The organism is Acinetobacter sp. GQ146, assembly GCF_059758585.1.
The window spans coordinates 163,501-187,649 of sequence record NZ_JCAXDV010000007.1; the positions used below are offsets into that span (position 1 = coordinate 163,501).

Below are 24,149 nucleotides of genomic sequence, written 5' to 3' on the forward strand. Positions count from 1 at the left end.
TTAAGACAACTGTGCCGTTATCTTAACGTCTCTAAGCTCTGAACAGCTAAATGACAATAAAAAGGATGAGGCCTGCTAGGAAACCGTCGTGATTTTCGGATGATTGAGTTCGGCAAAACGCTGAATTTTATCAATGTCTTTTTGAATCGAATTCGACACGACATTTGGAAGTACCTGATTCACTTTAACAAAGATTTTTTCAGGATAGCCCACCTGATAATACAACTTGTCGTTTTGCATAAATTGATACAGCTCTGCTGCCACATATTCGGGACTGTCCATTTTCACGCCCAATTTGGCATTCATTTCAACCACGACTGGACTGTTCATAGCAGTATCGGTTGCACGTGGCGAGAAATACTTAAACTGAATTGGGGAGTTGGAATATTCACGCGACAAAGCTTCAGTCGCCCCGCGCAGTGCAAATTTGCTGGCGCAGTAACTCACATAACCCGGATACCCAATACTGCCAAAAGTCGATCCCATATTCACAATCTGGCTTGGTGCAGTGGCTGACATCAATGGAATAATTTTTTGAATTAATTCGAGTGGATAAACCACGTTAATCAGCATCATTTGCTCAATGGCTTCGGCAGATTGATGACTGAACAAAGAAAAATCATTCACCCCAGCATTGTTAATATAATAATTAATGCGAATATTGCGCTGTTTGAGGGTCTGAATAAACTGTGCTCGGCTACTAGGTTCACTCAGATCACAACAAATCGCTTGTAACTTTAACTGTGGGTACTTCGCGGCAAGTTCAGTTTGCATACGCGTCAAGGATTCCTGATTACGCGCAACTAAAACCACATTGATGTGATGCTGACATAAGTTTTCAACAATGGCTTTACCAATACCACCCGTTGCCCCGACAATCACTGCTGTTAAATTTGACATGGCTCTGTCCTCAATATTGTTTGAATAATTGACATTTAAAAGGATTCATTTAGCCCTAAACCCATACTGATATAGAGTTTACGGTGCTCAAGTGGAACTAAAATTTCACGTCGTCCATGCATAAAGCGCTTGTTATCAATAATGGCTATATCACCATCTTGCCACTGAATTTCCTGTGTATAGCGCTCACAAAGTTCAGCCAGATCGGCAATCAATGTTTCACTCATCACACTGCCATCTGCAAAGGTAAATTTAGGTTTTTGATAGTTATAAGAAGGTCCCAAAATAGTATTGGCAAACGCTGGAACACCCTTCAAATTGTCTAAGCGAATCATGTTCATTTGCAAATGGTATTCGACTCCGCCTTCTTGCGCAGGACTGATCGCCTGACCAGGGATCATTTGAATAAACTGGTTCAAGTCTTCCCATGTTACGGTTTCAGCTTGTTCAATATTCAATGCGGTCGCCACATATTTCTGCCAAATCTGTTTGGGTAAATAGCGACTAATGGTCATCGGGGCCGCGAACTTCTGCTTCAGTGATTCAGACATGTTGTTCCAGACTTCATGCCCGTCACAGACGGTTGTTTGCGAGCCTTGAGCAGCACTAACTTCACTAAAAAAAGCAATAATATCGGGTGGTAACGGCGTGGTTCCATTTTCGATATGCAGACCGACTGCCTGTGTACCAGCATCGACTTTTTGCGATTGTTGGGTAATATTTTCACGCGCAGGATCATAGGTCAGTTTTTGGCACAAAGCTGTCATCAGCTGACTAAAGCTATGCACATCATACTGTTGTTGTCTGAGTAGAATCCAACCTTGCTCACGCAAGGTCTGCTTGATTTCAGCATGCGTCGACTGCTGATAACTTTGACTTGTTTTAATATCAAACATCGATGGTTCAATTTTCATATGTACTACTCACTATTTCGCGTGGTCTCGGCTGAGCCGCTACATCCAACACTTCAGTTATCTGGCTAATATCTACGGGTCAGATTAATTGAAGCTTAATTCAGCGTTAAAACATGACCAAATTGCTTTTTAATTTCATTGCGTCTGAGTTTGCCGTTATCTGTAAGCATCTGATTGGTCATTGAAAAGGGTTCAATCGCTCTGCACCACTGTTTAATTTGAGCGTAGTCAGGCATACGGTGATTGGCTTTCTCTATTGCCTGCGCTAACATGCTGTCACTGATTTCAGCGCGGGCATAAATTACTGCCGATAAATATGGTTGTGCTTCACCAAAAATGGCAATTTGATTAATTTCAGGCTCGCTGGCGCCATTGGATTCCACCCATTCAGGGGAGATATTGCGCCCAAAACTACTGACAATAATTTGCTTAATCCGCCCGGTAATAAATAAAAAACCATCTTCGTCAAAAAAGCCTGCATCACCTGTATGAATTAACGGATCAAAAACCGCTTCATTCAAATAACCCTGCATGGCATTACCACGTACCACCACTTCACCATTGGCGGCAATTTGCACATCCACGTGTGGCAAAGGTTTACCTACACTCCCGATTTTGATGGCTTCGGGTAAATTCAGGCTGACCACCGAAGCACATTCGGACAAGCCATAGCCTTCATAAACAGGCAGTCCCAGTTGTTCAGATTGCCTTAATAAATCCAGCGAGACCTTACCACCACCCACAGCAATAAATTTCAGTATTTTCAAGGCAGTTGTGCCAGATGTATGAATATATTCCACAATGGCTTTTAGCATCTGTGGCAGTAAAATCACACTTTCAATCTGATCGTGTTGCACCGTCTGGGCAAAGCGCTCGACATTAAACTCATGGTTCGAGATGAGTCCAAACGCACTCACATTACCGACAACAATGGAGCGTCCCATGTTTAATGCCACATAAATCCCTGCAATATTTTCCAGTAAGGTGGCAAACGGAATCAGGCATAAATGTCGCCCCAAATGACTCGATGCTAAAGCCGAACTCAGGGACTCAGTAATAGATTGAATCGTTTCCTCAGCCAGACAGACTCCTTTGGGCGTACCCGTACTGCCAGAGGTATAAGTAATTTTTGCAGGCGCGATCTGTGCGCTATGTTCAACCACCTTGGTTTTTAATTGAACAAAACTTCCATCCACCACATCCGCCTGAATCACATTCACAATCTGCTGTTGTTCCTGCAATGACTTCAGCCAAGCAACATTGGAGAAAATGCTGGCTTGATTATCATGCATAAATCCCTGCGCCATAAAAATGCTATCAATCTGACTGTCTTGAATGAGGTGTAATGTTTGTTGTGCCGTAAAAAATAAGGGAATGGGTATCACCGTAATTCCCAATTTTGTTGCGGCCAGATCAACGCAAACCCAGTCAATGCTGTTCATGCCCCAAATCGCGAGCTTTTTGGTGTTTAGACGCAATAACTCCTGCGCTAACTGCGCAATCGTTTGATTCAGTTCTACATAACTCAGGACAGCAGCATCGCTAACTATCGCTTCGCGTTCAGGTGTCAATCTTGCCTGCTGTGCGATTGCATCAAAAAGCTTATTCATCTGCTTAGCCCACCTGTTTTACTGAACATTTTTGCTTAAACGTAAAGTGCGGTAGCGTAGCTGCCAAAGCATGTGCCACGTTAATGGCTAAAACCAAAGGTTTCTGCTGGTAATAATTCCCCCACTGCTTTTTCGCTTCCCCCAATACGTCTGGGTCGGCTTTTTCCAAGACTTGAAAATGCAGTCCCATTTGCTGAAGCACATAACGTACCGCGATTGTGCCTGTACACACCGCCCATTCCACTTCTTCAAGGGTTAAATAGAACACCAAAAAAGCCACGATCATTTTGGCGTATTCCATGTTTTGCGATGCCAGATTCCCAATTTCCACAATCTTGTTTCGTGCTACATCTTGCTGGGTTATTTTTTTTAAGGTCTGTTCAATCGGTTGCTCAAGGTATTGTTCCAAAAAAGCTTGATGCGATTGTAGCTGTTCAATGCCAATTGCCACCTGCGTTTGCTGGTTTGCTGTACCAACAAATAACGTCGAGGAGAAATGCGATAATGTAGCTTTGTGCATTTCACGATATTTTAAGCTGATATATTCCTCAACCTGCTGGCGTTCCGGCTCACGTGAACAAACGTCATGTACCGTGAGCTGCATATTCTTTTTCAGCGACACAAGCTCATAGGTTTTTTTAGTCGGTTGAGCCAATAAATCTTCAGGTTTTAAAGCATAGTTTTTATAGATTGGATGATTTATAAAATAATTTAGACGATTAAATTCAGTCGTAAAATTTTTCCCAAAGATGAATGTCGTCATAGTCATCTCGCCATAAATAGATTAGTTAAAAAATAAGTTTTGAAACTTAAAAATTACTTAAATTATTTATGACAATTACATTACACCATGCTGCATACAATTATTTTAATGATTTAAAATCAATAGATTAAACAAGAAACAATAACTTCTAAAGCTTAAGTACAGTTACAATAATATGACTTAAATACGAGGCACAACCAGCGTATTGAAAACTATTATCTTTCGTACTTTAAATACATCTAATATATCGTTTTAAAAATACGTTTGCATGAGCAGACTCGAAATGATGGCTGCAACAAAAAACAGTTAAAATAGTGATTAATTATAAAAATATATAAGGTTTTAAATATGAAGTCATGGTGCTGTAGCCTGTTTTAGCCATTGAACTGAACTAGGGCATATTTGTCTACTGCAATTTGTGATTGATCTTATAAAGAACCCTAACACGAGCAATCCATTACTGCCCCAGCAATAATGGATCATCTCTGTTTCAGCTTAAACGCGACTTAAAGCCGATGCTAAATCGCCAGTACCATCCAGTGCAGAGACTTGCCCTGCCAATGGCTGACTAAACTGAATTCGTTTAATTTTAGCCGCACGTTCTTCAGAAAAAACGGGAATTTGACTCATGGCGAATTCAGAAAGTGCCGTAATGGTCAATGAAGGATTCACCCCTAAGTTACCAGGCACAATAGAACCGTCGATAACCCGTAAATTCTTATAACCAAAAACTTCACCGGTAAAATCCACTACGCCATTCGTGCTGTCACTGCCCATGGGTACACCACTCATAATATGCGCTGTGGTCGGTGTGCCGAGTAAAATCTCCGTCAATGCCGAACCAGGTTCTCCACCCAATTTTTCTGCGATCATTTTCGTGGCTTTTTCTGCAGCAGGAAAGGAGACTGTCAGTGGTGTATCCTCGGGTTTTTGTACCGCAGTAATACTGTTTTTAAACAGTCGATACCACTTACGCCGCCATTCCAAATGAATGAATGCCTCTGACTTTTGCATCACCAACAAAATGATTGAGTTTTTGGCTTTGCCCTTATAACGCAACACTTTATAGGTTTTCCATGGATGCATGAGCGTATTCAACAAGAACTTCATAAAGCGGATCACACCCTGTCCTGTCACCATTGGCACATAGGGAATATAAATCCATGAAGCATCTGCACCTTCGGGAAAGCGAGTCACTTCAATATTGGTATCCGCATCGACCGAAATAAACGAACTGATTGCGACGCCATCGTCCAGTCTTTCGCGCGTGTTATTGGCTGTCGTGAGCGTTTCGGAGTTTGTCCGAATCTCCTGTCCGAGTAATGATGAGATTTTAGGCAAGGTCTTGTATTGATCCCGCATTTTCAACAGCATAGGAACTGTGCCCATTACGCCTGCCGATAATACGATGCCACGACTACGTAAGCTGTACTGGCGAACATTTTTGCCAAGGGTTTCTTTCACAAGAATCTCATAGCCCTCACTGCCATCTGCACTGAGCGGAGTAATTTTAATAACTTCTGAACTTGGGCGAATTTCCACCCCATTGCGTTCTGCGAAATACAGATAGTTTTTCATGAGGGTATTTTTGGCGTTTTTGCGGCAACCCAACATGCAAGCACCACAATACATACACGTTTTACGCTCTGGCCCATCACCATTGAAATAAGGGTCTGAAAAAGCTTTCCCTTGTTGTCCATCGGCTTGTGGGAAAAATACCCCTGTCGTTACCGTTTTAAAGGAATTGGCGTAGCCCATTTCACCCGCCACTGCTTTTAAGGTCTCGTCTGCCACATTGGTATAGGTATTGGTAGCCGTACCCAACATACGCTGTGCCAAACCATAAAATGGCTTGAGGGTTTCTTTCCAGTCCTTACGAATTTTAGTCCAAGCCTCGGACTCAAACACGGCATCAGCTGGGATTAAATGTACATTGGCATAAATTTGCGAACCACCCCCTACGCCTACGCCATGCAGAATGGTGGTTTTACTGGTGAAGGTAAATTGCATGGTGCCTTTGAATCCCAATTCAGGTAACCACAAATAATTTTTGGTATCTAAATTCGTGGTCGGAAAATCCTGATCTTCACGGCGCAAGCCTTTTTCAAGAATTAAAACCTTATAGCCTTTTTCGCTTAAACGTAAGGCACTCACCGATCCACCAAAACCTGAACCAATCACAATTTGATCATAATCAAAATGTTTATTGTCCATACTATTACTCCTTTAATAGTTGTTATTTGTCCCTGTGTAGCAAGACTATTGCTTAAGCCTCAAAGCAACCTGTTTGAGGCGCTACAGTTCTCTTCAAGTTTAACAATCTGACGATTAAGATTTTAACCGGATTAAAAAATTCAATACCCATGTCGCGAACTTGCCATATGGCGGTGCCAAGAATTTCAAGCTGGAAAAACCGGCCTGATAAAATACTGGGCGCATTTTAGAGAAGGTTAAAAAACCTTCATAACCATGATAATGCCCCATACCACTCGCCCCCACGCCACCAAAAGGCAAATCGTGCTGCCCGACATGGAATAAAGCATCATTCACAGATACCCCACCCGACATAACACGATTGATATAGTACTCAACCAAAGTTTTGTTATGGCTAAATGGATAAAATGCCAATGGTCGATCACGCTGCACAATATAGTCCACCACTTGTTCAGGCGTTTGATAGGTTTTCACCATCAAAATCGGACCAAAGGTTTCCCGCGTATCAATTTCCATCTGATCATGACTATCTAAAACCAACGTCAGCGGAATTTTTCGTGAAGCAGCATCAGGCTCTTGCTGATTCAGGTTAATCAGCTCGGCCCCTTTTGCTTCAGCATCTGCCAAACTTTGAATCAAGCGATGATAGGCACGATCATCAATGACCGACGTATAGTCTTTACTATGAATATCAGGCACATGTGCTTGAACCCAAGCTGTCGCTGCTTGAATAAAGGCTTGCAACTTCGACTCATGTACAAATAAATAGTCGACATTGGTACAGATTTGACCCGCATTAAACTGTTTCACAAACATAATCCGTTCCACAGCTTTTTCTATAGGGTAGTCAGGATCGATTACCGCAGGTGATTTCCCGCCCAACTCCAAAGTGACTGGCGTCAAATTCTGCGCAGCGGCAGCCATCACTTTACGCCCCGTCGCACCAGAACCTGTAAACATTAAATGATCAAATGGAATTTTTGAGAAGGCAATTCCGACCTCACCAGTTTCATCAAAAATCTGTAATTTTTCAGGTTTGAAATATTTCGGGATAATTTCAATCAACAGTTTTGCCAAATGACGTGAATTTTCAGAAAGCTTCACCATAGCCCTATTACCCGCAGCAAATACGGCGGAAAGCTGAGAAAACATCAGATTAACCGGAAAATTCCACGGCACAATAATGCCGACTACGCCTAAAGGTTGCGGAATCACAAGGTTTTTTGCACCAAAATACATACTATGATCAACTTTACGTTTCTGCACTTTGGTCCATTGTTTTAAATGCTTAATGCTACTGTTAATGTCATCTGTAGCAATAATAATTTCTGCCAATAGGGTTTCATGCCGTGAACGATTACCATAATCCTGATTTAAGGCTTCAATGATGTCTTCACGGTGCTGATTGATGAGTGCTTTTAAATTCAATAAATGTTGCTTTCGTTCTGCGTTTGTTTCTATACCCTGCTGTCTAAAGCTGGTTTGTTGTAATTGAAAGCAGTCGTGTAATGTCTGTTCAATAACTGTTTGCTCGATATGAGACTGAACTGTAAGTTGCATAGACTTTCCTTATAACGGCCTAAACGATGATTCAATCGTTCTTTGATGCCTTGCTGGAGCTTATCTCTCATTCTACTTTATCAAATTACTTGAAATTAGCTTGATTTTTTAGGACACTAGATTGATCTTTTAGGACAATTGGAGCATCAGCATGGCAAGCTATATTCGTGCAGCCAATCTCGGTGGATTTGAAGAACTGGTCCGTAGTTACGGGCTTAATCCAATTGAAATCTTAAAAGATGTCGGCATATTGCCCTCATTACTCCGTGATCCAGATGCTTTTATTCATTATGAGCATTATTTAACTTTATTAGAAATTGCTGCTTTACGCTGCCAAGATGATTGTTTTGGGGTAAAACTTGGCGCATTACAAAATATTAGCACCATTGGCCTGATTGGTGTCTATATGTCCCGACAGACAACCATCTTAGAAGCCTTAACGGTGGCACAAAAATATATCTATCTGCATGCCGATGGCGTTGCTTTTCAAGTGACTGCCGTAAATGCTCAACTGTGTAAACTCACATTCGTGCGCTTAAGTGAATACAATATGAATGTGCCACAAAAATCTCAATTGGCAATTTCACTGGTGGCCAATATTCTGAAGGATTTAATTGGTCCGGTTTGGCATGCGGAGAAAATCCAGCTTAAACAGCATGCCCCTAAAAATAATGCAGAAATTTTTAATCAGCTTTTTGCTTGCGAGATTGAATTTGATGCCAATGAAGACTCACTGTATTTCCCTGCCAGCTTCTTAACGCATAGGCCCTATTTATTTAATGAAGCTTTCGTCAATCAATTAATTGTGCAGCAACTTGAAACACAGACCAGCACCAAAACATTTGACAATACGTCACTGATTGAAAGTTCAGTTCGCATGCTGTTAGCCACAGGTGACTGTAGCATTGAAAATATTGCCTTATGCATGGGGATGCATCGCAAAAAACTGCAACGACTGCTCAAAACCCAAGGTACAACCTATCGGGATTTACTTGAAAATGTCCGCAAAAAAGAAGCCCTGCGTATGATTGATACGAGCAATCTCAGTCTGACCGATCTGGCCTTACAGTTAGGCTATGCCGAACTGTCAATTTTTAGTCGTAATTTTAAGCATTGGTTTGGCATGAGTCCTTCAGAATGGCGTGAAAAACATAAACAGGCGTTGGCGCATTAATGGCTGCTTGCTCATCCCCGATTTACTGTGTGGCAAAGCACTACGATTGGTTTCATTTTAAATGTTGCTTGATAAAGCAACATGCCTGAATCGGCACAAAACAAATAGTAAAATTATATAAAACAATAAATTAAAACACCAACTCCAACCCCAAAATTAATATACAAACTTATAATATATAGAGTAAAAAATGTGCTAATTTAAAGCTATAAAGTCATAAAAAAAGTAGGTGAATCACCATGCGTTATACTGAAATTACCCAAGAAATTTCTGCCAATATTAAAACTATGCGGGAACAATCACCCGATCTGATTAAAAGCTTTAATGCCCTGTCTCAAGTTGCCATGAAAGACGGTATTTTGGATGCCAAAACCAAAGAGCTGATTGCCCTAGCCATTGGCGTTGCCAACCGTTGTGATGGCTGTATTGGTTTTCATGTCCGTACCTTGGTCAAAATGGGCATGAGTTTTGATGAGTTGAATGAAGTATTGGGCATCGCCGTCTATATGGGCGGTGGACCATCGTTAATGTATGCTGCTAATGCGGTTTCAGCTTTTAAAGAATTTACCCAAACCGAATAGCTCTATGCAACCATTTAATAATCCATGGGATGAACGCTACGCACAACAAGACCATCTATATGGTCAGGATGCAAATGCGTTTATCCAACAGATTGCCAAGAAAATAGCAGTTTCAGGTAAAACATTGGGTCTGGCAGAAGGTGAAGGTCGAAATCTGCTGTTTCTGGCCAAGCAAGCACAGTTACAGCATCGCTCTTTCAATGCTGAACTCTGGGATTATTCACAAGTGGCCTTAGATAAAGCACAGCGTTATGCCATTGAAAAAGGCATTCACCTGCTAACGCGCCACATCGACTTAAGCCAAGCCACGTGGCAGCCGAATACTTATGACAATATTATCTGTGTATTTGGGCATTTTGACCCCAATACCCGTCAGCATGTACTCAAGGGTGTGCGTGAAAGCTTAAAACATGACGGTTATTTCATCGGTGAGGTTTACTCGACTGCACAACTGACCTATCACAATGGAGGACCGCCAAGCATAGACATGCTTTATGATCCTATCCAATTTCTTCAATATTTTAAAAACGATCATTTGATGCACTTCTTTGTCGGTGAAGTTGAGCGTTTTGAAGGTCAATTGCATCATGGGCTTTCGCATGTGATTCAATTTGCAATACAAATAAATAAGTCGGCAGAATAAAACACAGCAGTAACCTAGCAACTTTTTAGAGGACTATGTTACTGCTTTAAATGGGTTGAAGCGGATGAAAAACTATTCCGTGCAAAGATAGGGTAACTCGCTTAAGCCAGTGCTTTTAGCAGCATAGACAAAGCAACCACAATCACTGTCACGGCAAAAATCTTTTGAATGACATTTGATGGAATTAAATGGGTTGCTTTACGCCCAATCAGCATCCCCGCTATACAAGCAAGCACAAAGGTGGCTGAAATACTGATGGGATATTGAAACCCATCTAAAACATGAATAGAGATGCTTACTCCGCCAATTAAAAAAATGATCATCAGCGAGGTTGCCACAATACTGTTCATGTCTAGGTCAGTTGCTTTACGTAAAGCAGGTACAATCACAAAACCTCCACCCACTCCCAGCAAACCGGTTAATAACCCTGCCACCACACCAATCAAGCCTAACACTGATGCTGTTTTCACATTCCAGATTAAACGCCCTGTAGATTTATTGACTTTACAAGGTGGATTGTCCAAGTCATTAACTTTATTAAAAAAGACCCGATAGGCCACCACCAGCATGACCAGACTAAAAGCAATACTCAGCCAAACCGGTGAAATCACATTAGACAACTGTACCCCATAGCGTGCCGAAGGAATACTAATCACGGCAATCCAAATGGCTGCACGATAACGGACAATTTTTTTGATTAAACCCTGAATGCTTCCCACAAATGCCGACAAGGTGACAGCCAATAAACCAACTGGTGCAGCCTGTGCTACGCTCCAGCCTTGACTCGCCATTAATGCCGGCACCGCAAGAATGCCACCGCCTGCCCCTGTTAATCCGAGCAAACAGCCTATTGCCAAGCCTTCTAACACTAACAACCACATGGTGAGTACCTCTTAAACAGAATGGCGGATTATTTTTGAAGATAAATAATCCCTCTCCCACCTGTACGTATACAGGTAGGTTATTGTCTTGAAAGGAATTAAGTAAAAACTAGCGTTTGGGTTTGACTAACCACTCATGCCCTTTGAGCATGCCATCCCAGTACATTGGAGGTAAAATTTGCTCTTTAAGTAGCCAGGCCAGTCGGGTTGGTTTTTCGCCATCTAACAGCCATTTCGGGAAACTTGGCAGCAACTTGCCGCCATAACCAAACTCGGCCAGTACAATCTTTCCACGCTCTACGGTTAATGGGCAGGAACCATAACCATCGTATTGCGCAAAGTTGCTGCCACCTTGCAAATATTCGAGTACATTGACCGCCACAATCGGTGCTTGTTTACGTGCCGCTGCTGCCGTCTTGGCATTCGGTGCATTCATCACATCCCCTAAAGCAAAAATATGCGGGTATTGCGTATGCTGTAAGGTGTTTTGATCGACACTGACCCAACCTGCTTGATCGACCAAATTACTGGCTCGAATAAAATCCGGCGCCTGTTGTGGTGGAACCACATGCATCATGTCAAAATCTGTTTCGACAATACTGCTGTTTTCCCCTTTCGTGTGTTTGAACCATGCCCGTTTACGTTGCCCATCTACCTTCACTAACTGGTGATTGAAATGTAAATTTGCGGCATAGCGATTAACGTATTCCATTAACGCAGGTACGTAGGCCGCTACGCCAAACAACACGGCACCGGTGTTGTAAAAATCAATCTGGATATTGTTGAGCACCCCTTGTTTTTGCCAATGATCCGCAGACAAATACATGGCTTTTTGTGGTGCTCCGGCACATTTAATCGGCATCGGTGGCTGGGTAAATACGGCTTTACCCTGTTTTAACTCACGCACCAACTGCCAGGTATACGGTGCCAAGTCATAACGGTAATTGGAGGTGACACCATTTTTTCCTAAGGTTTCGACCAGCCCTTCAATACCATGCCAATTCAGTTTAATCCCCGGACAAACCACCAAGGCTTCGTAGTTAAGCGGCTTACAGCCCTCGAGCAGCACTTGTTTATTGTCAGGGTCGAAAGCCGCAACAGCCGCTTTAATCCATTGCACCTGCTTTGGAATTAAACTCGCCATTGTGCGTACCGTTTTTTCAGGCTTGAAGATTCCACCGCCAACCATAGTCCAACCCGGCTGATAATAATGAATTTCAGCAGGATCAATAATGGCAATATCCAAATTTGGCTGACGAGACAGCAGACTTGATGCCACAGAAATGCCAGCTGCACCACCTCCCACAATCACCACCGTGAATTTAGGAATATTTTCTTGACCATGACTGTGTTGTTGCAAAATTCGTGGCACCACACCTTGTAAGTCATAGCCCAATGTTTTAGCCGTCAGCAGCATTTGCTCAAGTGTTTGATTGGCCACTTGTGACAAGGCCCACAAAGTCATGGAGCGTGTACCTGAGCGGCAATAAGCCAACAACGGTTTTTGCGCCTGTGTGTACAGTTGCTTAAACTCTTCGGCTTGTGCATCAGTTACTTTGCCGCTCACGACTGGCAAATACTGGATTTGAATGCCATAAGGCTGTAAAGCCTGTTCAATTTCAATCACATTCGGCTGATCAGCCCCTTCACCATCGGGACGGTTACAAAATATGGTCTTGATGCCGCGGCTGGCAATCTGTTCAATATCTGGTACCGTAATTTGGTCAGCAACCCAGAATTCGGCATTCACTTGTTTTAATTGCATGTTGCTCTCCTTTACTGACCACATGCTTTATTGGCAGGTAAAGCAATATCGATTTTTTTTGGATAAGGTAAGTTCAAGTTTTGCATAATCTCTACAAACTCTGCCTTGGTGCGCCCTGCGCCTAAACGTGAATTATGTAAACGCTCTTGCTCAACAGTCGATGCTAAACGACCTTTATAGTCATGCCCCGGATACACCACGGTTTCATCAGGCAGGGTAAAGATCTGTTGATGAATACTGTCATACAAGGTTTCAGCATTGCCTTCCTGAAAGTCAGTACGACCACAGCCATCAATTAATAATGCGTCCCCAGTAAAGACCATACCTTCAGCCACATAACTGGTACAGGCATTGGTATGCCCTGGGGTATAGCGTGCTTCTATGGTAATTTCACCAATGCGAATGGCACTACCATCCGAGATAAAAATATCGCCACAACTGACCCCTGAATTACGATGCAAAATAGTTTTACAGCCAAACTTTTCACGTAATACATTTGCTGCGGTCACATGGTCAGCATGTACGTGGGTATCAAGGCTATACACCAGTTTTAAATCATGGGATTGTAAAAACTGGCTATAAACGTCAATTTCAGATGCCACAGGATCGATTAACACCGCTTCCCGAGTGTGCTCTGAAGCCAAGAGATAGGTATACGTTGAGCTTTCTACTTCAAAAAATTGATGAAAAATCATGTCGGCATATCCTGAATAATGCATTTCTTTATTCTTAATTTGCAAACTCAATGCCAACTTTTATCTCATTTAATTATATTAATAAAAAACAATATATTATAAATAGATTTATGATTACAAATCACAAATCATGTTTCACACTTGTTTCATATTATGTTTCAATTAGAACCATATGAATCATCAGGTGAAACAATATGGCTATGCTTACCTTTGCCCAGCAAGCGCAGTTTGAATTGTTTTTAGAACAAATACAGTTGCTTATAGATGATTGCTTCTTAATCATTCGAGACAATCAAACTGCTCAAATTATCTATACCTATAGCCAAACAAAATACAAAACCACCCTGAATGCATTAAAAACCTTAGTACAACAACATCCGCTAGAAGCAGCAAGCCTTGAACTGTCAGAGCTAGCATCCCAATATGTACTGACACATAAAAAAATCCGTGTTCAAGATCAAGAATTTGCAGGCGAGATTTATCTCTTTCAGCCGATGACAGGCCAGCGCAAATATGGCATCGTGCCAAAGCAAAAAACCTCGCTACAAGACACCTTTCATAGTCATTCAAGTGCCATGCAACATATGTTTTCGATTATTGAACGGGTTGCGATAACTGAGTTTCCTGTTTTGGTTCGCGGTGAATCGGGAAGCGGCAAAGAATTGGTCGCACACGCCATTCATGCGCAGAGTCAAAGAAGCCAACACCCGTTTATTGCGATTAACTGCGCGGCCTTAAATGCTAGCTTATTAGAAAGTGAATTGTTCGGGCATGTTAAAGGGGCTTTCACAGGGGCCATTCGGGAACATAAAGGTGTATTTGAACGTGCCGCAGGGGGCACGCTGTTTTTAGATGAAATTGCAGAAATTCCACTAGAACTGCAAGCCAAATTACTGCGCGTACTGGAAATGGGTGATTTCACACCTTTAGGCGGAGAAAAGTCGATTAAATCCAATGTGCGGATTATTGCAGCAACGCATCGTGCGTTACGGGAAGAGGCCAAACATGGGCGTTTCCGACAAGACTTACTGTATCGATTACGCGTGATTCCAATATTTGTTCCACCTCTGCGTGAGCGGAAAGAAGATATCCCGTCCATTGCACAATATCTGCTGCATGAGCATCGAACTGCAATGCAAAATCCAGTTTTGTCCGATGCCGCAATGACAGCCCTGATGCAATATGACTGGCCTGGTAATGTCCGAGAGCTGAAAAACACTCTGCTCTATGCACTTGCCATGGCGCATGGCCGATCTGTAATCGACATCACAGATTTACCAGATGAGATTGTACATGCTGAACCAGAATCGGAAAATCTACGTCAAGCTGAGCAAAGTTTTACCGTGGCTGTTCCGCTAAAAATCGATGCCTATACCTTACAGCACACCTTAAACAAATATCAGCATGATTTGGCACTGACAGCACAGGCGCTTGGCATCAGTCGGACCAGTTTATGGCGATATCGCAAGAAATTTGGTCTTTAACCGCTAGGATTCACTGAACATGGTGCGAGCAAACACAGTTTGCACGGTCAGGTTCAGCTAATACCTTGTAGCTCTTCGATTAATTTGAAAAATACAGTCGTAGACGCTCCGTGAATCCTTGCTCGGACTTGTTGAGCAACCTACAGCTATCACGCTGAGCCAATTCCTGCATATACGCCAGCCAGACTTGTCGTTGCGATAGGCTTGAACCACGAACAGGACCTAAATAATGGGTCTTGACCCTACCGACCCCACAAAATTTTAAGGTGGTGTCTTTGAGCTGTCGTGTACTAGGTTCGCCAAAATACCATTTATAAGTCCAACCCGCCTGATCTAGCGTCGTGATAATTCTGGCACTTTTATGTTTTAAATGCCCGCGAATACGATTGCTTTTTCCGACATAACTAAATGCTTGGCGAGGTAAAAATACGCGATCGATAAACCCTTTACTGACTGCAGGTAAGCCACCCCACCAAACGGGAAAAATCCACACCAGATGATCGGCAACTTTAATTTTCTCCCAAGCGGCCTGTAAATCCGGTTCCAGCGGCATGCGTTGTTCATAGCCATATTTCAAATTCGGTTCAAAATTCAATTTGCCAATTTCAATCAGCTCGACATGTAGATTGTCGGCTACTGCATCCACATAAGCTTGAGCTAATGCCTGATTAAAACTCGTCGCTGAAGGATGTGCATTGATCAGTACAATTTTTTTCATATTGGAGTGGTTCATTTTATGCCTTGTTATTCTGTTGAATTTTTCAAATAACAGTTGAGATCTGAAATAAACATAGCCAAAGTAACGGATAAAAATTAAGATATCAAGTGATATCTGAAATTTAGAACCCCGGATGAACCACAGTAAAATTTCACGTGAAGAACGACAGTTACAAACACGACACCATTTAATTCAAGCAGGTTTTCGCCTGATTTCAGAACAAGGCTATAGTGCGGTATCCATTCGCAATATTTCAAAATATGCTGGCTACACTCAAGGTGCTTTTTACTCTAATTTCATGCACAAAGAGGATTTTCTCCTGCAGTTGATGAAAATTCAATTTGAACGTGAAAATGCGCAATTACAAGCCATGATTCAACACAACCATGCAGAACCTTCTAGCTTGGTCCCTGCACTGGAACAGTGGTTAATCGACTTTTTTAAAAATGATGAATGGCTCAAAATCTCAATTGAATTGCAATTATATGCCGCTCGGGATGCTCTTTTTGCGGCCGAATATAAGCAAGTTTGGCAGCTACATCAGGCACAGATTTTGGAGGTTTTATTAGCACTGATTCCTGATTTTGCTACTCATGATGCAGCACATCGTGAAAGCAAGCTGCTAGAAATTATTGCGCTCAGTTATGGTTTAGCCCTGCAATATATGATTTTTAAAGATGACTTAACTAAATATATCCATCTAATTATGCAGCAACTGATTCCGCAAAATTAGTTGGCATAACCCTCTTTAGGCTTGTGCAGACCGAAACCATTCCTTATCTCGCCCCTTGCGAGGAAAGCTGCACAGACTGGATAAACATCTGGAAAAAGTGGATAGAGCCCAGTGCTTAATCGCGTTTCAATCAATCAAAAGCTGATTGACTGAAGGATTAAGCAGATGACCACTTCAAATTTACAACAATGGAATGACTTGGTGGATGGATGTATTGACTTCCGCCCTCAGGATGGTGTTTTTCGCGTTGCTCGTGACATGTTTACCCAACCTGAACTGTTCGATTTGGAAATGGAATTCATTTTCGAAAAAGTCTGGATCTATGCCTGCCATGAAAGCGAAATTCCGAATAACCATGATTTTTTAACGGTACAAATTGGTCGTCAACCGATAATTGTCAGCCGCGATGGCCAAGGTGAATTACATGCCATGGTCAATGCCTGTGAACACCGCGGGGCAACGCTGACGCGTGTCAGCAAAGGCAATCAATCTACGTTTACCTGCCCATTCCACGCCTGGTGCTATAAGTCTGATGGACGCTTAGTCAAGGTCAAAGCTCCGGGCGAATATTGTGAAGATTTTGATAAATCCACCCGCGGGCTCAAACAAGGCCGTATTGCCAGTTACCGTGGTTTTGTATTTGTGAGTTTAGACACCCAAGCCACGGACACTTTGGAAGAGTTCTTAGGTGATAGTAAAATTTTCCTCGATTTAATGGTCAATCAGTCGCCGACGGGTGAACTTGAAGTCCTGCAAGGTAAATCCAGTTACACCTTTGCCGGCAATTGGAAATTGCAAAATGAAAATGGCCTAGATGGCTACCATGTCAGCACCGTGCATTATAACTATGTATCTACCGTACAGCATCGCCAACAGGTTAATGCTGCTAAAGGGGCTGAACTGGATACACTCGACTACAGTAAATTGGGTGCAGGTGATGCGGAAACCGATGATGGCTGGTTCAGTTTTAAAAATGGCCACACGGTACTCTTCAGTGACATGCCCAATCCGACAGTGCGTCCTGGCTATGACACGGTTATGCCGTATATGGTGGAAAAATACGGGCAAAAATATGCTGAATGGGCGATGCATCGTTTAAGAAATTTAAACCTCTATCCAAGCCTGTTTTTTATGGATCAGATCAGCTCTCAATTACGGATTGTGCGCCCTGTAGCATGGAATAAAACCGAAGTCATTAGTCAGTGTATTGGGGTGAAGGGCGAATCTGCTGAGGCACGTCGTAACCGTATCCGTCAATTTGAAGACTTCTTTAATGTATCAGGTCTGGGTACACCTGATGATCTGGTTGAATTCCGTGAACAGCAAAAAGGCTTCCAAGCCCGTCTTGAACGCTGGAGCGATATTTCTCGTGGCTACCATACTTGGGAATACGGGCCAACCAAGAACTCAATTGATTTAGGCATTGCGCCTGTGATTACAGGCCGTGAATTTACCCATGAAGGTTTATATGTCAATCAACATGGTCACTGGCAACGCCTCATGCTGGATGGCTTCAAAAAGCAATCTTTAAAAATGCTGGATCTTACTTTTCAAAATAATACCGTGATGGATGAGGTGTAACCATGTCACAACAACTTCAATTTGCAGTATCTCAATTTTTATACAAAAAATCAGAGCTTTGCGACAAATATGACTGGGATGCCTATCTTGATCTTTATGATGAAGACAGCGAGTACCATATTCCGCAGTGGATTGATGAGCATAACTATGTACAAGATCCCAATCAGGGCCTGTCTTACATTTATTATGCTGACCGTACTGGATTAGAAGATCGGGTCTTCCGTATTCGTACGGGTAAAGCGGCCTCTGCAATGCCTTTACCCCGCACGTTTCACAGTATTAACAATGTTCAAGTCAACACACGTGAAGATGGCTTGATCGAAGCCAAAGTTGCTTGGCATACCCTCTATAACCGCCAAGGTTTGGAAGGTTCATTCTATGGTCATGCCACTTACCTACTACGCCCAACCGAACACAGTTTCAAGATTCGTCGTCAGCACAGTATTTTACTGAATGACAAGATTGATTCCGTGCTCGACTTCTACCACGTGTAAGGAGCATCCAATGGGACATTCTGTTGCACTGAATTTTGCCGATGGTAAAACCTTTTTTATCTCTGTAAACCAAGACGAATTGCTGCTTGATGCAGCAGTCCGTCAGGGCATTAAGTTGCCCTTAGATTGCCGTGAAGGTGTCTGTGGCACCTGCCAAGGTCAATGTGAAACTGGCAGCTATGAACAAGACTATGTTGATGAAGATGCATTGAGTGAACGCGATTTGGCAGCCCGTAAAATGCTGGCCTGCCAGACTCGAGTCAAATCGGATGCCGCTTTTTATTTTGACCACGACTCTAGTATTTGCCATGCAGGTGACAGTCTCAAAATTGCCACCAAAGTAACCGCCGTAGAACTGGTTTCGGAAACCACGGCCATTTTGCATCTGGATGCCAGTAGCCATAGCACCCAGCTGCAATATTTGCCGGGACAATATGCACGCTTGCAAATTCCAGACACGGATGACTGGCGTTCTTATTCTTTTGCCAACCGCCCGAATGCCAGCAACCAGTTACAGTTTCTGATTCGGCTCTTACCCAATGGGGTCATGAGCAATTACTTGCGCGAACGCTGCCAAGTAGGTCAAACCTTGCTTATGGAAGCACCGCTGGGCAGTTTTTATTTACGTGAAGTCGAACGTCCATTGGTCTTTGTAGCTGGGGGCACAGGCTTATCGGCATTCTTGGGTATGCTCGACAATCTGCTAGAACAGTCCAACCCTCCTCCAATTCAGCTTTACTATGGCGTCAATAGCGAATCTGACCTGTGCGAGCAAAATCGTTTACATGCTTATGCTGAACAACTTCCTCATTTTAGTTATCACCCGATTGTGACCAAGGCTTCAGCTGAGTGGCAAGGTAAAGCAGGTTTTATTCATGAACATTTAAACAAAGATCAATTGGCAGAACAGGCTTTCGACATGTATTTGTGTGGCCCACCGCCAATGATCGAAGCGGTAAAAAGCTGGTTAGATGAACAGGAGTTGCAGGATTATCGACTGTATAGCGAAAAGTTTTTACAAAGTAATACGGCTCGAAGCTAATTGCTCAACACTCGGTTAATCATTCAGAGGGACTCGGGTAGCTGAAATAACAACAGCAAGCAGCTACCCATACATACACATACTGCAGGAGATAGAGTATGGACCGTCAACACATTGATGCTCTCGTTAAACAAATGAATGTCGACACTGCACAAGGACCTGTCGATGCACGCATTCAACAAATTATTGTGCGCCTGCTTGCCGATCTGTTTCAAGCCATTGAAGATTTAGATATTCAACCTTCAGAAGTTTGGAAAGGTTTGGAATATTTTACCGATGCCGGTCAAGCCAACGAATTGGGCTTATTGGCCGCTGGTTTAGGTTTAGAGCATTATTTAGATTTACGTGCTGATGAAGCCGATGCCAAAGCCGGTGTAACCGGTGGCACGCCACGGACTATTGAAGGGCCGTTATATGTAGCGGGGGCACCTGAATCTGTCGGCTTTGCACGTATGGATGATGGCAGTGAATCGGACAAGATTGATACCTTAATTATTGAAGGCATTGTCCGTGATGCGGATGGTCAGATCATTGAGAATGCCAAAGTAGAAATGTGGCATGCCAACAGCATGGGCAATTATTCTTTCTTTGATAAATCACAATCTGAGTTTAATTTGCGTCGTACTATTTTAACCGATGCGGAAGGCCAATATACGGCTTTAACCACTATGCCTGTGGGTTATGGCTGTCCACCAGAAGGCACCACGCAAGCCGTGTTGAATAAGCTTGGTCGCCATGGTAACCGTCCTTCGCATGTACATTATTTTGTTTCTGCACCAGGTTTCCGCAAGCTTACCACTCAATTCAACATTGAAGGTGACCAGTACCTTTGGGATGACTTCGCTTTTGCAACCCGCGATGGCTTAGTGGCAACTGCAATCGATGTGACTGATCCTGCTGAAATTCAACGTCGTGGTTTAGACAAACCGTTTAAACACATCACCTTTAATATTGAATTAGTGAAAGACGTGGCTTCTGCACCTTCAACTGAAGTTGAGCGTCGTCGTGCGGTGGCATAACACCTAAAAGTTTAAATATGAATGAGCCAAGCATTTGCCTTGGCTTGTTCTATGTCTGTTGCACATATACTTGATCTAAACATTTAATCCTTCAACTTGAAATGAGCAACGCCGGCAAATAAAAAAACTGATAAATCCCAAGATTTATCAGTTGTACTCAGCTTAAGCGACTCCAGCAAAATCACGCAGCATGCTGATAAACGCCTCTTTTTCTTGCAGCGGATATTTTTCGAAGACATCATTCTGATGACTATCGGCAATTTCAAACAGGTATTGTGCAGTTTGTTTGCCTTTTTCGGTCAGTTGATACATCTGCTGATCATCCATCAAAAGTCCTTCACGTTTCAGGATGTCTGCGGCACGCTCGACTTCTAGCATGGGCATGGCAATATCACGTGGTAAATCTTCTTTACTCGATGCTGTGCCACTGGCCAATACCAATAAGAGTCGAGATTCGCTGGTGCGAAAACCCGATGCCAGCTGCTTGGGAATATAATCTGTTTGATAAGCCTTGAATGCACGACTCATTAAATAGCAAACATTGTTATATAAATGCCCTTGCTGCGGAATCTCGCTAGGCTGTTCTGTGCTATGTTTCAGTTTTAAGCTGGGATGTGGCATGACACAAGAATAAGCTCCTTGGTGATAAACCAATGGGCTACGGCCCTGATCATGAAATTTCACCACTTTACCAATAATAATCCAGTGGTCGCCCCCTTCAATAATCTGATGTCGCTCACACTCAAACACCGCAGAACAGTTTTCAAGCAATAAACTCGCACCTTCACCTTCCTGATAATGCGTGCCCTCAAACTTATCAATATTGCGTCGGGCAAACTTATTGGATAATTCAATTTGTGAACCAGACAAAACATTCACCGCAAAATGCGTCGCTTGCTCAAACACCGAAAAACTGGAGGATTTTTTGTCGATGCTCCATAAAATCAGCGGCGGATCCAGTGACACGGAGTTAAAACTGTTTGCCGTCACCCCTACTTTTTCACCTTGTTCATTCTGAGCAGTCACAATGGTTACGCCTGTGGCAAAATTGCCCAATGCACGTCGGAATTGCAAAGGATCTATGCTCAACGGTTGTACTTTTTGTATTACATTCATCTTTTTCTCCTCAATTTCCATATCACAAGGCAAAGAATCAAATATCTAAAACTAAACGGGCTGATTTTGAACGTGAACAGCACACCAAAATCTGTTCATTACTGGCTTTTTCTTCGTCGGTAAAATACACATCACGATGATCAGGTTCACCCTCAATCACATCGCACATACAAGTGCCGCAGACGCCTTGCTCACAAGACATTTCAATGTTGATGCCTTCTTTGGCAAGAGCCTGCAAAATGGTTTCACCCGCATCGACTAGAATGATTTTTCCACTCCGCTCTGCCACCACCTCAAAGGCATCTCCTGAAGTATCAGTTTCCACTTGGAAATACTCTTTATGAATCTGTTCTTGCGGGAAATGGTGAGCTGTTGCGAGGTTAATGACCCAATCCATGAAGCCCACAGGTCCGCAGGTATAAATATGGCTGTCAGGCGCTAGATCTTTGATGGCCAACTCAAAGAACTGACGATGACTGGCACCTTCAGACTTAAAATGAAAGGTGGTAAATCCTGCCAGTATCCCATTTTGAATTTCATCAACAAAGGCACAACGGTCTACACTTGCCCCACAGTAATGCAGCTCAAATGAAGCGCCTTGATGGGCCAATTGATACGCCATGGTAATCAATGGGGTAATGCCGATGCCCCCGCCAATCAATACCGTATGTTGGGCGGCTTGAAGGGGAAACAAGTTCTTGGGTGCACTAACCTGAAGTTGCATGCCATCTTGAATGTCTTCAAAAGCCGAGATTGAACCACCGCGGGATTCTGCATCTCTTAAAATTCCAAGTCGGAACTTGCCTACTTGCGCTGGATTTTGGCAAAGCGAGTATTGACGCACCATCCCGTTTGGTAAATGCACATCAATGTGCGCTCCCGGTTCGACTTGTGGCAACACAGTTGCAGTTGCCGATTCAAATTCAATTACGGCAATATTACCGCCTTCTACATGGCGGTTTTTCACGACAACATCATAAAGTGTAGTCATTGTTATTTCTCCTTGTTCATCCATGAAGCTCTAGGCTTAACGCATGAATAATCCACCATTAATATCCCATGTCGCCCCAGTTACGAAGCCTGCATTTGGACTGGCCAGCAACGCACAAGTTTCGGCAATGAATGACATGCTACCTAAAGCCTTGACGGGAATATTTTGGATAAACTGTTCCATTTTTTCATCAGAAACGACGCTATGGACAATCGGTGATTCCATGGGTCCCGGGGCAATGGCATTGACCGTAACACCCTTAGCCGCAAACTCTTTGGCAAAGATTTTGGTTAAAGTCACAATCGCACCCTTACTGGCTGCATAGTGTGCACCCGTAGCCGTACCGCCATTTTGACCCGCTAAAGACGCCATATTAATAATGCGTCCGTAGCCTTTTTTTGCCATATACTGCCCAATGATCTGACAAGACTGGAATGTCCCACGCTGATTTACTTGAGTAATCCAGTCAAAATCTGCTGCCGTAATATCCAATACAGGGGTTGCCTTCGTGACGGTGGCGTTATTGATCAACACATCCAGTTTGGTAAATTTTTGCTCAATCCACTGCACCACCGCATGAAAATCTGCTTCGACGGAAATATCCAATTTCACAGGGAATATCTGCTCAGCATATTGGCTCTGTGCTTTGGCTTTCTCGGCTTTTTCTAAAGTACTGGCAGATAAAATCACCTGATGACCTTGACTGGCAAAATACTCTGCAATGACATGACCCAATCCCGACGCAGCACCTGTCACTAATACAACCTGTTGCATACCGATACTCCTATAGAATGTAGCTAATACCGGCCAAGGTATCGGTAGAGTTAATCAAGTTAATGATTTTACGGTTAATTTTAAAACCAGACTCAGCATCACGGTTTAAGTGATAGGTCACATCTGCGGTATAGTGTTTCAGGTTCTCTTTACGGAATTCGCGCAAGTTTTGTGCACAACGCAAAACGATTTCGCCTTCTTCATCTTTCAGAATGCGGACACGTGAAATACTGCGTACCGTGTTGGCTTTTGGTGAGGTTGAAATGGCTTCACCATTTTCCAGACGTGCGACCCGCATTTTGCGCATATGATGATCGTCATAAGCATAGTTCAAATTATTTTCATAATCGGTTAAGCTTGGATCAATGGGAATGATATACACCCCTTTTTCATGCCAAAGATTGAGCCAAGCAGCATGCTCCGAGTGATCCAACATATCGGCTTCTGCCCAAATAAAAGCCGTCACTTCATTTAATAAATTCAAATCAATTTTCATG

General features: G+C 42.9%; 23 protein-coding genes. 9 read left to right on the top strand and 14 right to left on the bottom strand.

Annotation, left to right across the window (positions count from 1 at the left end):
• Window positions 1-75: 75 nt before the first annotated feature.
• The 6 genes from AC6CHI_RS12465 to AC6CHI_RS12490 all read right to left on the bottom strand — a co-directional run bounded on the left by AC6CHI_RS12465 (window position 76) and on the right by AC6CHI_RS12490 (window position 7,961).
• Window positions 76-900 carry an SDR family oxidoreductase gene (locus AC6CHI_RS12465; RefSeq protein ID WP_498121605.1) on the bottom strand — a complete coding sequence of 275 codons (825 nt, stop codon included), beginning with the start codon at window positions 898-900 and terminating at the stop codon, window positions 76-78.
• Window positions 901-935: 35 nt separating this feature from the next.
• Window positions 936-1,814 carry a TauD/TfdA family dioxygenase gene (locus AC6CHI_RS12470; protein WP_498121607.1) on the bottom strand — a complete coding sequence of 293 codons (879 nt, stop codon included), beginning with the start codon at window positions 1,812-1,814 and terminating at the stop codon, window positions 936-938.
• Between the two features lie 95 nt (window positions 1,815-1,909).
• Window positions 1,910-3,424, bottom strand: coding sequence for an AMP-binding protein (locus tag AC6CHI_RS12475; RefSeq protein ID WP_498121609.1), 1,515 nt, complete (start codon window positions 3,422-3,424; stop codon window positions 1,910-1,912).
• A gap of 4 nt (window positions 3,425-3,428) precedes the next feature.
• Complete coding sequence (locus tag AC6CHI_RS12480) at window positions 3,429-4,187, bottom strand: thermostable hemolysin (protein ID WP_498121610.1); 759 nt, start codon at window positions 4,185-4,187, stop codon at window positions 3,429-3,431.
• Window positions 4,188-4,682: 495 nt separating this feature from the next.
• The gene (locus AC6CHI_RS12485) at window positions 4,683-6,401 is read right to left on the bottom strand and encodes a GMC oxidoreductase (RefSeq protein ID WP_458892840.1); all 1,719 of its coding nucleotides are present in this window, start codon (window positions 6,399-6,401) and stop codon (window positions 4,683-4,685) included.
• 114 nt (window positions 6,402-6,515) lie between these two features.
• Window positions 6,516-7,961 (bottom strand): coniferyl aldehyde dehydrogenase, encoded by a 1,446-nt coding sequence (locus tag AC6CHI_RS12490; RefSeq protein ID WP_498121611.1) that lies wholly within the window; start codon window positions 7,959-7,961, stop codon window positions 6,516-6,518.
• A gap of 151 nt (window positions 7,962-8,112) precedes the next feature.
• Between AC6CHI_RS12490 and AC6CHI_RS12495 the strand changes: the two genes are divergently transcribed.
• The 3 genes from AC6CHI_RS12495 (at window position 8,113) to AC6CHI_RS12505 (ending at window position 10,359) form a co-directional block, all read left to right on the top strand.
• Window positions 8,113-9,135, top strand: a complete 1,023-nt coding sequence (locus AC6CHI_RS12495; protein WP_498121612.1) for an AraC family transcriptional regulator — start codon at window positions 8,113-8,115, stop codon at window positions 9,133-9,135.
• Between the two features lie 239 nt (window positions 9,136-9,374).
• Entirely contained in the window at window positions 9,375-9,716 is a 342-nt protein-coding gene (locus AC6CHI_RS12500; RefSeq protein WP_498121613.1) for a carboxymuconolactone decarboxylase family protein, read from the top strand.
• Complete coding sequence (locus AC6CHI_RS12505) at window positions 9,676-10,359, top strand: class I SAM-dependent methyltransferase (protein WP_498121614.1); 684 nt, start codon at window positions 9,676-9,678, stop codon at window positions 10,357-10,359. The genes AC6CHI_RS12500 and AC6CHI_RS12505 overlap by 41 nt, the downstream gene beginning before the upstream one ends.
• Window positions 10,360-10,460: 101 nt before the next feature.
• Here the strand turns inward: AC6CHI_RS12505 and AC6CHI_RS12510 are convergent, their stop codons facing one another.
• From AC6CHI_RS12510 to AC6CHI_RS12520, 3 genes are all read right to left on the bottom strand, one after another.
• The gene (locus AC6CHI_RS12510; RefSeq protein WP_498121615.1) at window positions 10,461-11,240 is read right to left on the bottom strand and encodes a sulfite exporter TauE/SafE family protein; all 780 of its coding nucleotides are present in this window, start codon (window positions 11,238-11,240) and stop codon (window positions 10,461-10,463) included.
• A 109-nt stretch (window positions 11,241-11,349) separates the two neighbouring features.
• Complete coding sequence (locus AC6CHI_RS12515; RefSeq protein WP_498121616.1) at window positions 11,350-13,005, bottom strand: bifunctional protein tyrosine phosphatase family protein/NAD(P)/FAD-dependent oxidoreductase; 1,656 nt, start codon at window positions 13,003-13,005, stop codon at window positions 11,350-11,352.
• Window positions 13,006-13,016: 11 nt separating this feature from the next.
• Entirely contained in the window at window positions 13,017-13,700 is a 684-nt protein-coding gene (locus AC6CHI_RS12520; protein WP_498121618.1) for an MBL fold metallo-hydrolase, read from the bottom strand.
• 194 nt (window positions 13,701-13,894) lie between these two features.
• Between AC6CHI_RS12520 and AC6CHI_RS12525 the strand changes: the two genes are divergently transcribed.
• Entirely contained in the window at window positions 13,895-15,184 is a 1,290-nt protein-coding gene (locus AC6CHI_RS12525) for a sigma-54 interaction domain-containing protein (protein WP_498121619.1), read from the top strand.
• A gap of 79 nt (window positions 15,185-15,263) precedes the next feature.
• Here the strand turns inward: AC6CHI_RS12525 and AC6CHI_RS12530 are convergent, their stop codons facing one another.
• Window positions 15,264-15,902 carry an NAD(P)H-dependent oxidoreductase gene (locus AC6CHI_RS12530; RefSeq protein WP_498121620.1) on the bottom strand — a complete coding sequence of 213 codons (639 nt, stop codon included), beginning with the start codon at window positions 15,900-15,902 and terminating at the stop codon, window positions 15,264-15,266.
• A 133-nt stretch (window positions 15,903-16,035) separates the two neighbouring features.
• On the opposite strand from AC6CHI_RS12530, the gene AC6CHI_RS12535 reads away from it, so the two are divergent.
• The 5 genes from AC6CHI_RS12535 to catA all read left to right on the top strand — a co-directional run bounded on the left by AC6CHI_RS12535 (window position 16,036) and on the right by catA (window position 20,771).
• Window positions 16,036-16,635, top strand: a complete 600-nt coding sequence (locus AC6CHI_RS12535; RefSeq protein ID WP_498121621.1) for a TetR/AcrR family transcriptional regulator — start codon at window positions 16,036-16,038, stop codon at window positions 16,633-16,635.
• Between the two features lie 165 nt (window positions 16,636-16,800).
• On the top strand, window positions 16,801-18,216 hold the full coding sequence (gene antA, locus AC6CHI_RS12540) for an anthranilate 1,2-dioxygenase large subunit (RefSeq protein ID WP_458892850.1): 1,416 nt from the start codon (window positions 16,801-16,803) through the stop codon (window positions 18,214-18,216).
• A gap of 2 nt (window positions 18,217-18,218) precedes the next feature.
• Complete coding sequence (gene antB / locus AC6CHI_RS12545; RefSeq protein WP_458892851.1) at window positions 18,219-18,710, top strand: anthranilate 1,2-dioxygenase small subunit; 492 nt, start codon at window positions 18,219-18,221, stop codon at window positions 18,708-18,710.
• A 10-nt stretch (window positions 18,711-18,720) separates the two neighbouring features.
• Complete coding sequence (antC, locus tag AC6CHI_RS12550) at window positions 18,721-19,752, top strand: anthranilate 1,2-dioxygenase electron transfer component AntC (RefSeq protein WP_498121623.1); 1,032 nt, start codon at window positions 18,721-18,723, stop codon at window positions 19,750-19,752.
• A gap of 98 nt (window positions 19,753-19,850) precedes the next feature.
• Window positions 19,851-20,771, top strand: a complete 921-nt coding sequence (catA, locus tag AC6CHI_RS12555) for a catechol 1,2-dioxygenase (protein WP_498121624.1) — start codon at window positions 19,851-19,853, stop codon at window positions 20,769-20,771.
• A gap of 162 nt (window positions 20,772-20,933) precedes the next feature.
• Here the strand turns inward: catA and AC6CHI_RS12560 are convergent, their stop codons facing one another.
• The 4 genes from AC6CHI_RS12560 to AC6CHI_RS12575 are packed head-to-tail and all read right to left on the bottom strand — an operon-like array spanning window position 20,934 to window position 24,148.
• A complete protein-coding gene (locus AC6CHI_RS12560; RefSeq protein WP_498121625.1) occupies window positions 20,934-21,887 on the bottom strand; it encodes a p-hydroxyphenylacetate 3-hydroxylase reductase component in 954 nt (317 codons plus the stop codon).
• A gap of 37 nt (window positions 21,888-21,924) precedes the next feature.
• Window positions 21,925-22,878, bottom strand: a complete 954-nt coding sequence (locus tag AC6CHI_RS12565; protein WP_498121626.1) for a PDR/VanB family oxidoreductase — start codon at window positions 22,876-22,878, stop codon at window positions 21,925-21,927.
• Between the two features lie 36 nt (window positions 22,879-22,914).
• A complete protein-coding gene (locus AC6CHI_RS12570; protein ID WP_498121628.1) occupies window positions 22,915-23,652 on the bottom strand; it encodes an SDR family NAD(P)-dependent oxidoreductase in 738 nt (245 codons plus the stop codon).
• A gap of 10 nt (window positions 23,653-23,662) precedes the next feature.
• A complete protein-coding gene (locus AC6CHI_RS12575) occupies window positions 23,663-24,148 on the bottom strand; it encodes an aromatic-ring-hydroxylating dioxygenase subunit beta (protein ID WP_498121630.1) in 486 nt (161 codons plus the stop codon).
• Window position 24,149: the final 1 nt, after the last annotated feature.

What these genes read in the sequence shown, in the direction of transcription:
- AC6CHI_RS12565 (WP_498121626.1), bottom strand. Translation starts at nt 22,878, where the DNA reads ATGACTACACTTTATGATGTTGTCGTGAAAAACCGCCATGTAGAAGGC.
- AC6CHI_RS12575 (WP_498121630.1), bottom strand. Translation starts at nt 24,148, where the DNA reads ATGAAAATTGATTTGAATTTATTAAATGAAGTGACGGCTTTTATTTGG.
- AC6CHI_RS12470 (WP_498121607.1), bottom strand. Translation starts at nt 1,814, where the DNA reads ATGAAAATTGAACCATCGATGTTTGATATTAAAACAAGTCAAAGTTAT.
- antC (WP_498121623.1), top strand. Translation starts at nt 18,721, where the DNA reads ATGGGACATTCTGTTGCACTGAATTTTGCCGATGGTAAAACCTTTTTT.
- AC6CHI_RS12560 (WP_498121625.1), bottom strand. Translation starts at nt 21,887, where the DNA reads ATGAATGTAATACAAAAAGTACAACCGTTGAGCATAGATCCTTTGCAA.
- AC6CHI_RS12505 (WP_498121614.1), top strand. Translation starts at nt 9,676, where the DNA reads ATGCGGTTTCAGCTTTTAAAGAATTTACCCAAACCGAATAGCTCTATG.
- catA (WP_498121624.1), top strand. Translation starts at nt 19,851, where the DNA reads ATGGACCGTCAACACATTGATGCTCTCGTTAAACAAATGAATGTCGAC.
- AC6CHI_RS12520 (WP_498121618.1), bottom strand. Translation starts at nt 13,700, where the DNA reads ATGATTTTTCATCAATTTTTTGAAGTAGAAAGCTCAACGTATACCTAT.
- AC6CHI_RS12500 (WP_498121613.1), top strand. Translation starts at nt 9,375, where the DNA reads ATGCGTTATACTGAAATTACCCAAGAAATTTCTGCCAATATTAAAACT.
- AC6CHI_RS12490 (WP_498121611.1), bottom strand. Translation starts at nt 7,961, where the DNA reads ATGCAACTTACAGTTCAGTCTCATATCGAGCAAACAGTTATTGAACAG.
- AC6CHI_RS12535 (WP_498121621.1), top strand. Translation starts at nt 16,036, where the DNA reads ATGAACCACAGTAAAATTTCACGTGAAGAACGACAGTTACAAACACGA.
- AC6CHI_RS12465 (WP_498121605.1), bottom strand. Translation starts at nt 900, where the DNA reads ATGTCAAATTTAACAGCAGTGATTGTCGGGGCAACGGGTGGTATTGGT.
- AC6CHI_RS12495 (WP_498121612.1), top strand. Translation starts at nt 8,113, where the DNA reads ATGGCAAGCTATATTCGTGCAGCCAATCTCGGTGGATTTGAAGAACTG.
- AC6CHI_RS12515 (WP_498121616.1), bottom strand. Translation starts at nt 13,005, where the DNA reads ATGCAATTAAAACAAGTGAATGCCGAATTCTGGGTTGCTGACCAAATT.
- AC6CHI_RS12485 (WP_458892840.1), bottom strand. Translation starts at nt 6,401, where the DNA reads ATGGACAATAAACATTTTGATTATGATCAAATTGTGATTGGTTCAGGT.
- antA (WP_458892850.1), top strand. Translation starts at nt 16,801, where the DNA reads ATGACCACTTCAAATTTACAACAATGGAATGACTTGGTGGATGGATGT.
- AC6CHI_RS12525 (WP_498121619.1), top strand. Translation starts at nt 13,895, where the DNA reads ATGGCTATGCTTACCTTTGCCCAGCAAGCGCAGTTTGAATTGTTTTTA.
- AC6CHI_RS12570 (WP_498121628.1), bottom strand. Translation starts at nt 23,652, where the DNA reads ATGCAACAGGTTGTATTAGTGACAGGTGCTGCGTCGGGATTGGGTCAT.
- AC6CHI_RS12475 (WP_498121609.1), bottom strand. Translation starts at nt 3,424, where the DNA reads ATGAATAAGCTTTTTGATGCAATCGCACAGCAGGCAAGATTGACACCT.
- antB (WP_458892851.1), top strand. Translation starts at nt 18,219, where the DNA reads ATGTCACAACAACTTCAATTTGCAGTATCTCAATTTTTATACAAAAAA.
- AC6CHI_RS12530 (WP_498121620.1), bottom strand. Translation starts at nt 15,902, where the DNA reads ATGAAAAAAATTGTACTGATCAATGCACATCCTTCAGCGACGAGTTTT.
- AC6CHI_RS12480 (WP_498121610.1), bottom strand. Translation starts at nt 4,187, where the DNA reads ATGACGACATTCATCTTTGGGAAAAATTTTACGACTGAATTTAATCGT.
- AC6CHI_RS12510 (WP_498121615.1), bottom strand. Translation starts at nt 11,240, where the DNA reads ATGTGGTTGTTAGTGTTAGAAGGCTTGGCAATAGGCTGTTTGCTCGGA.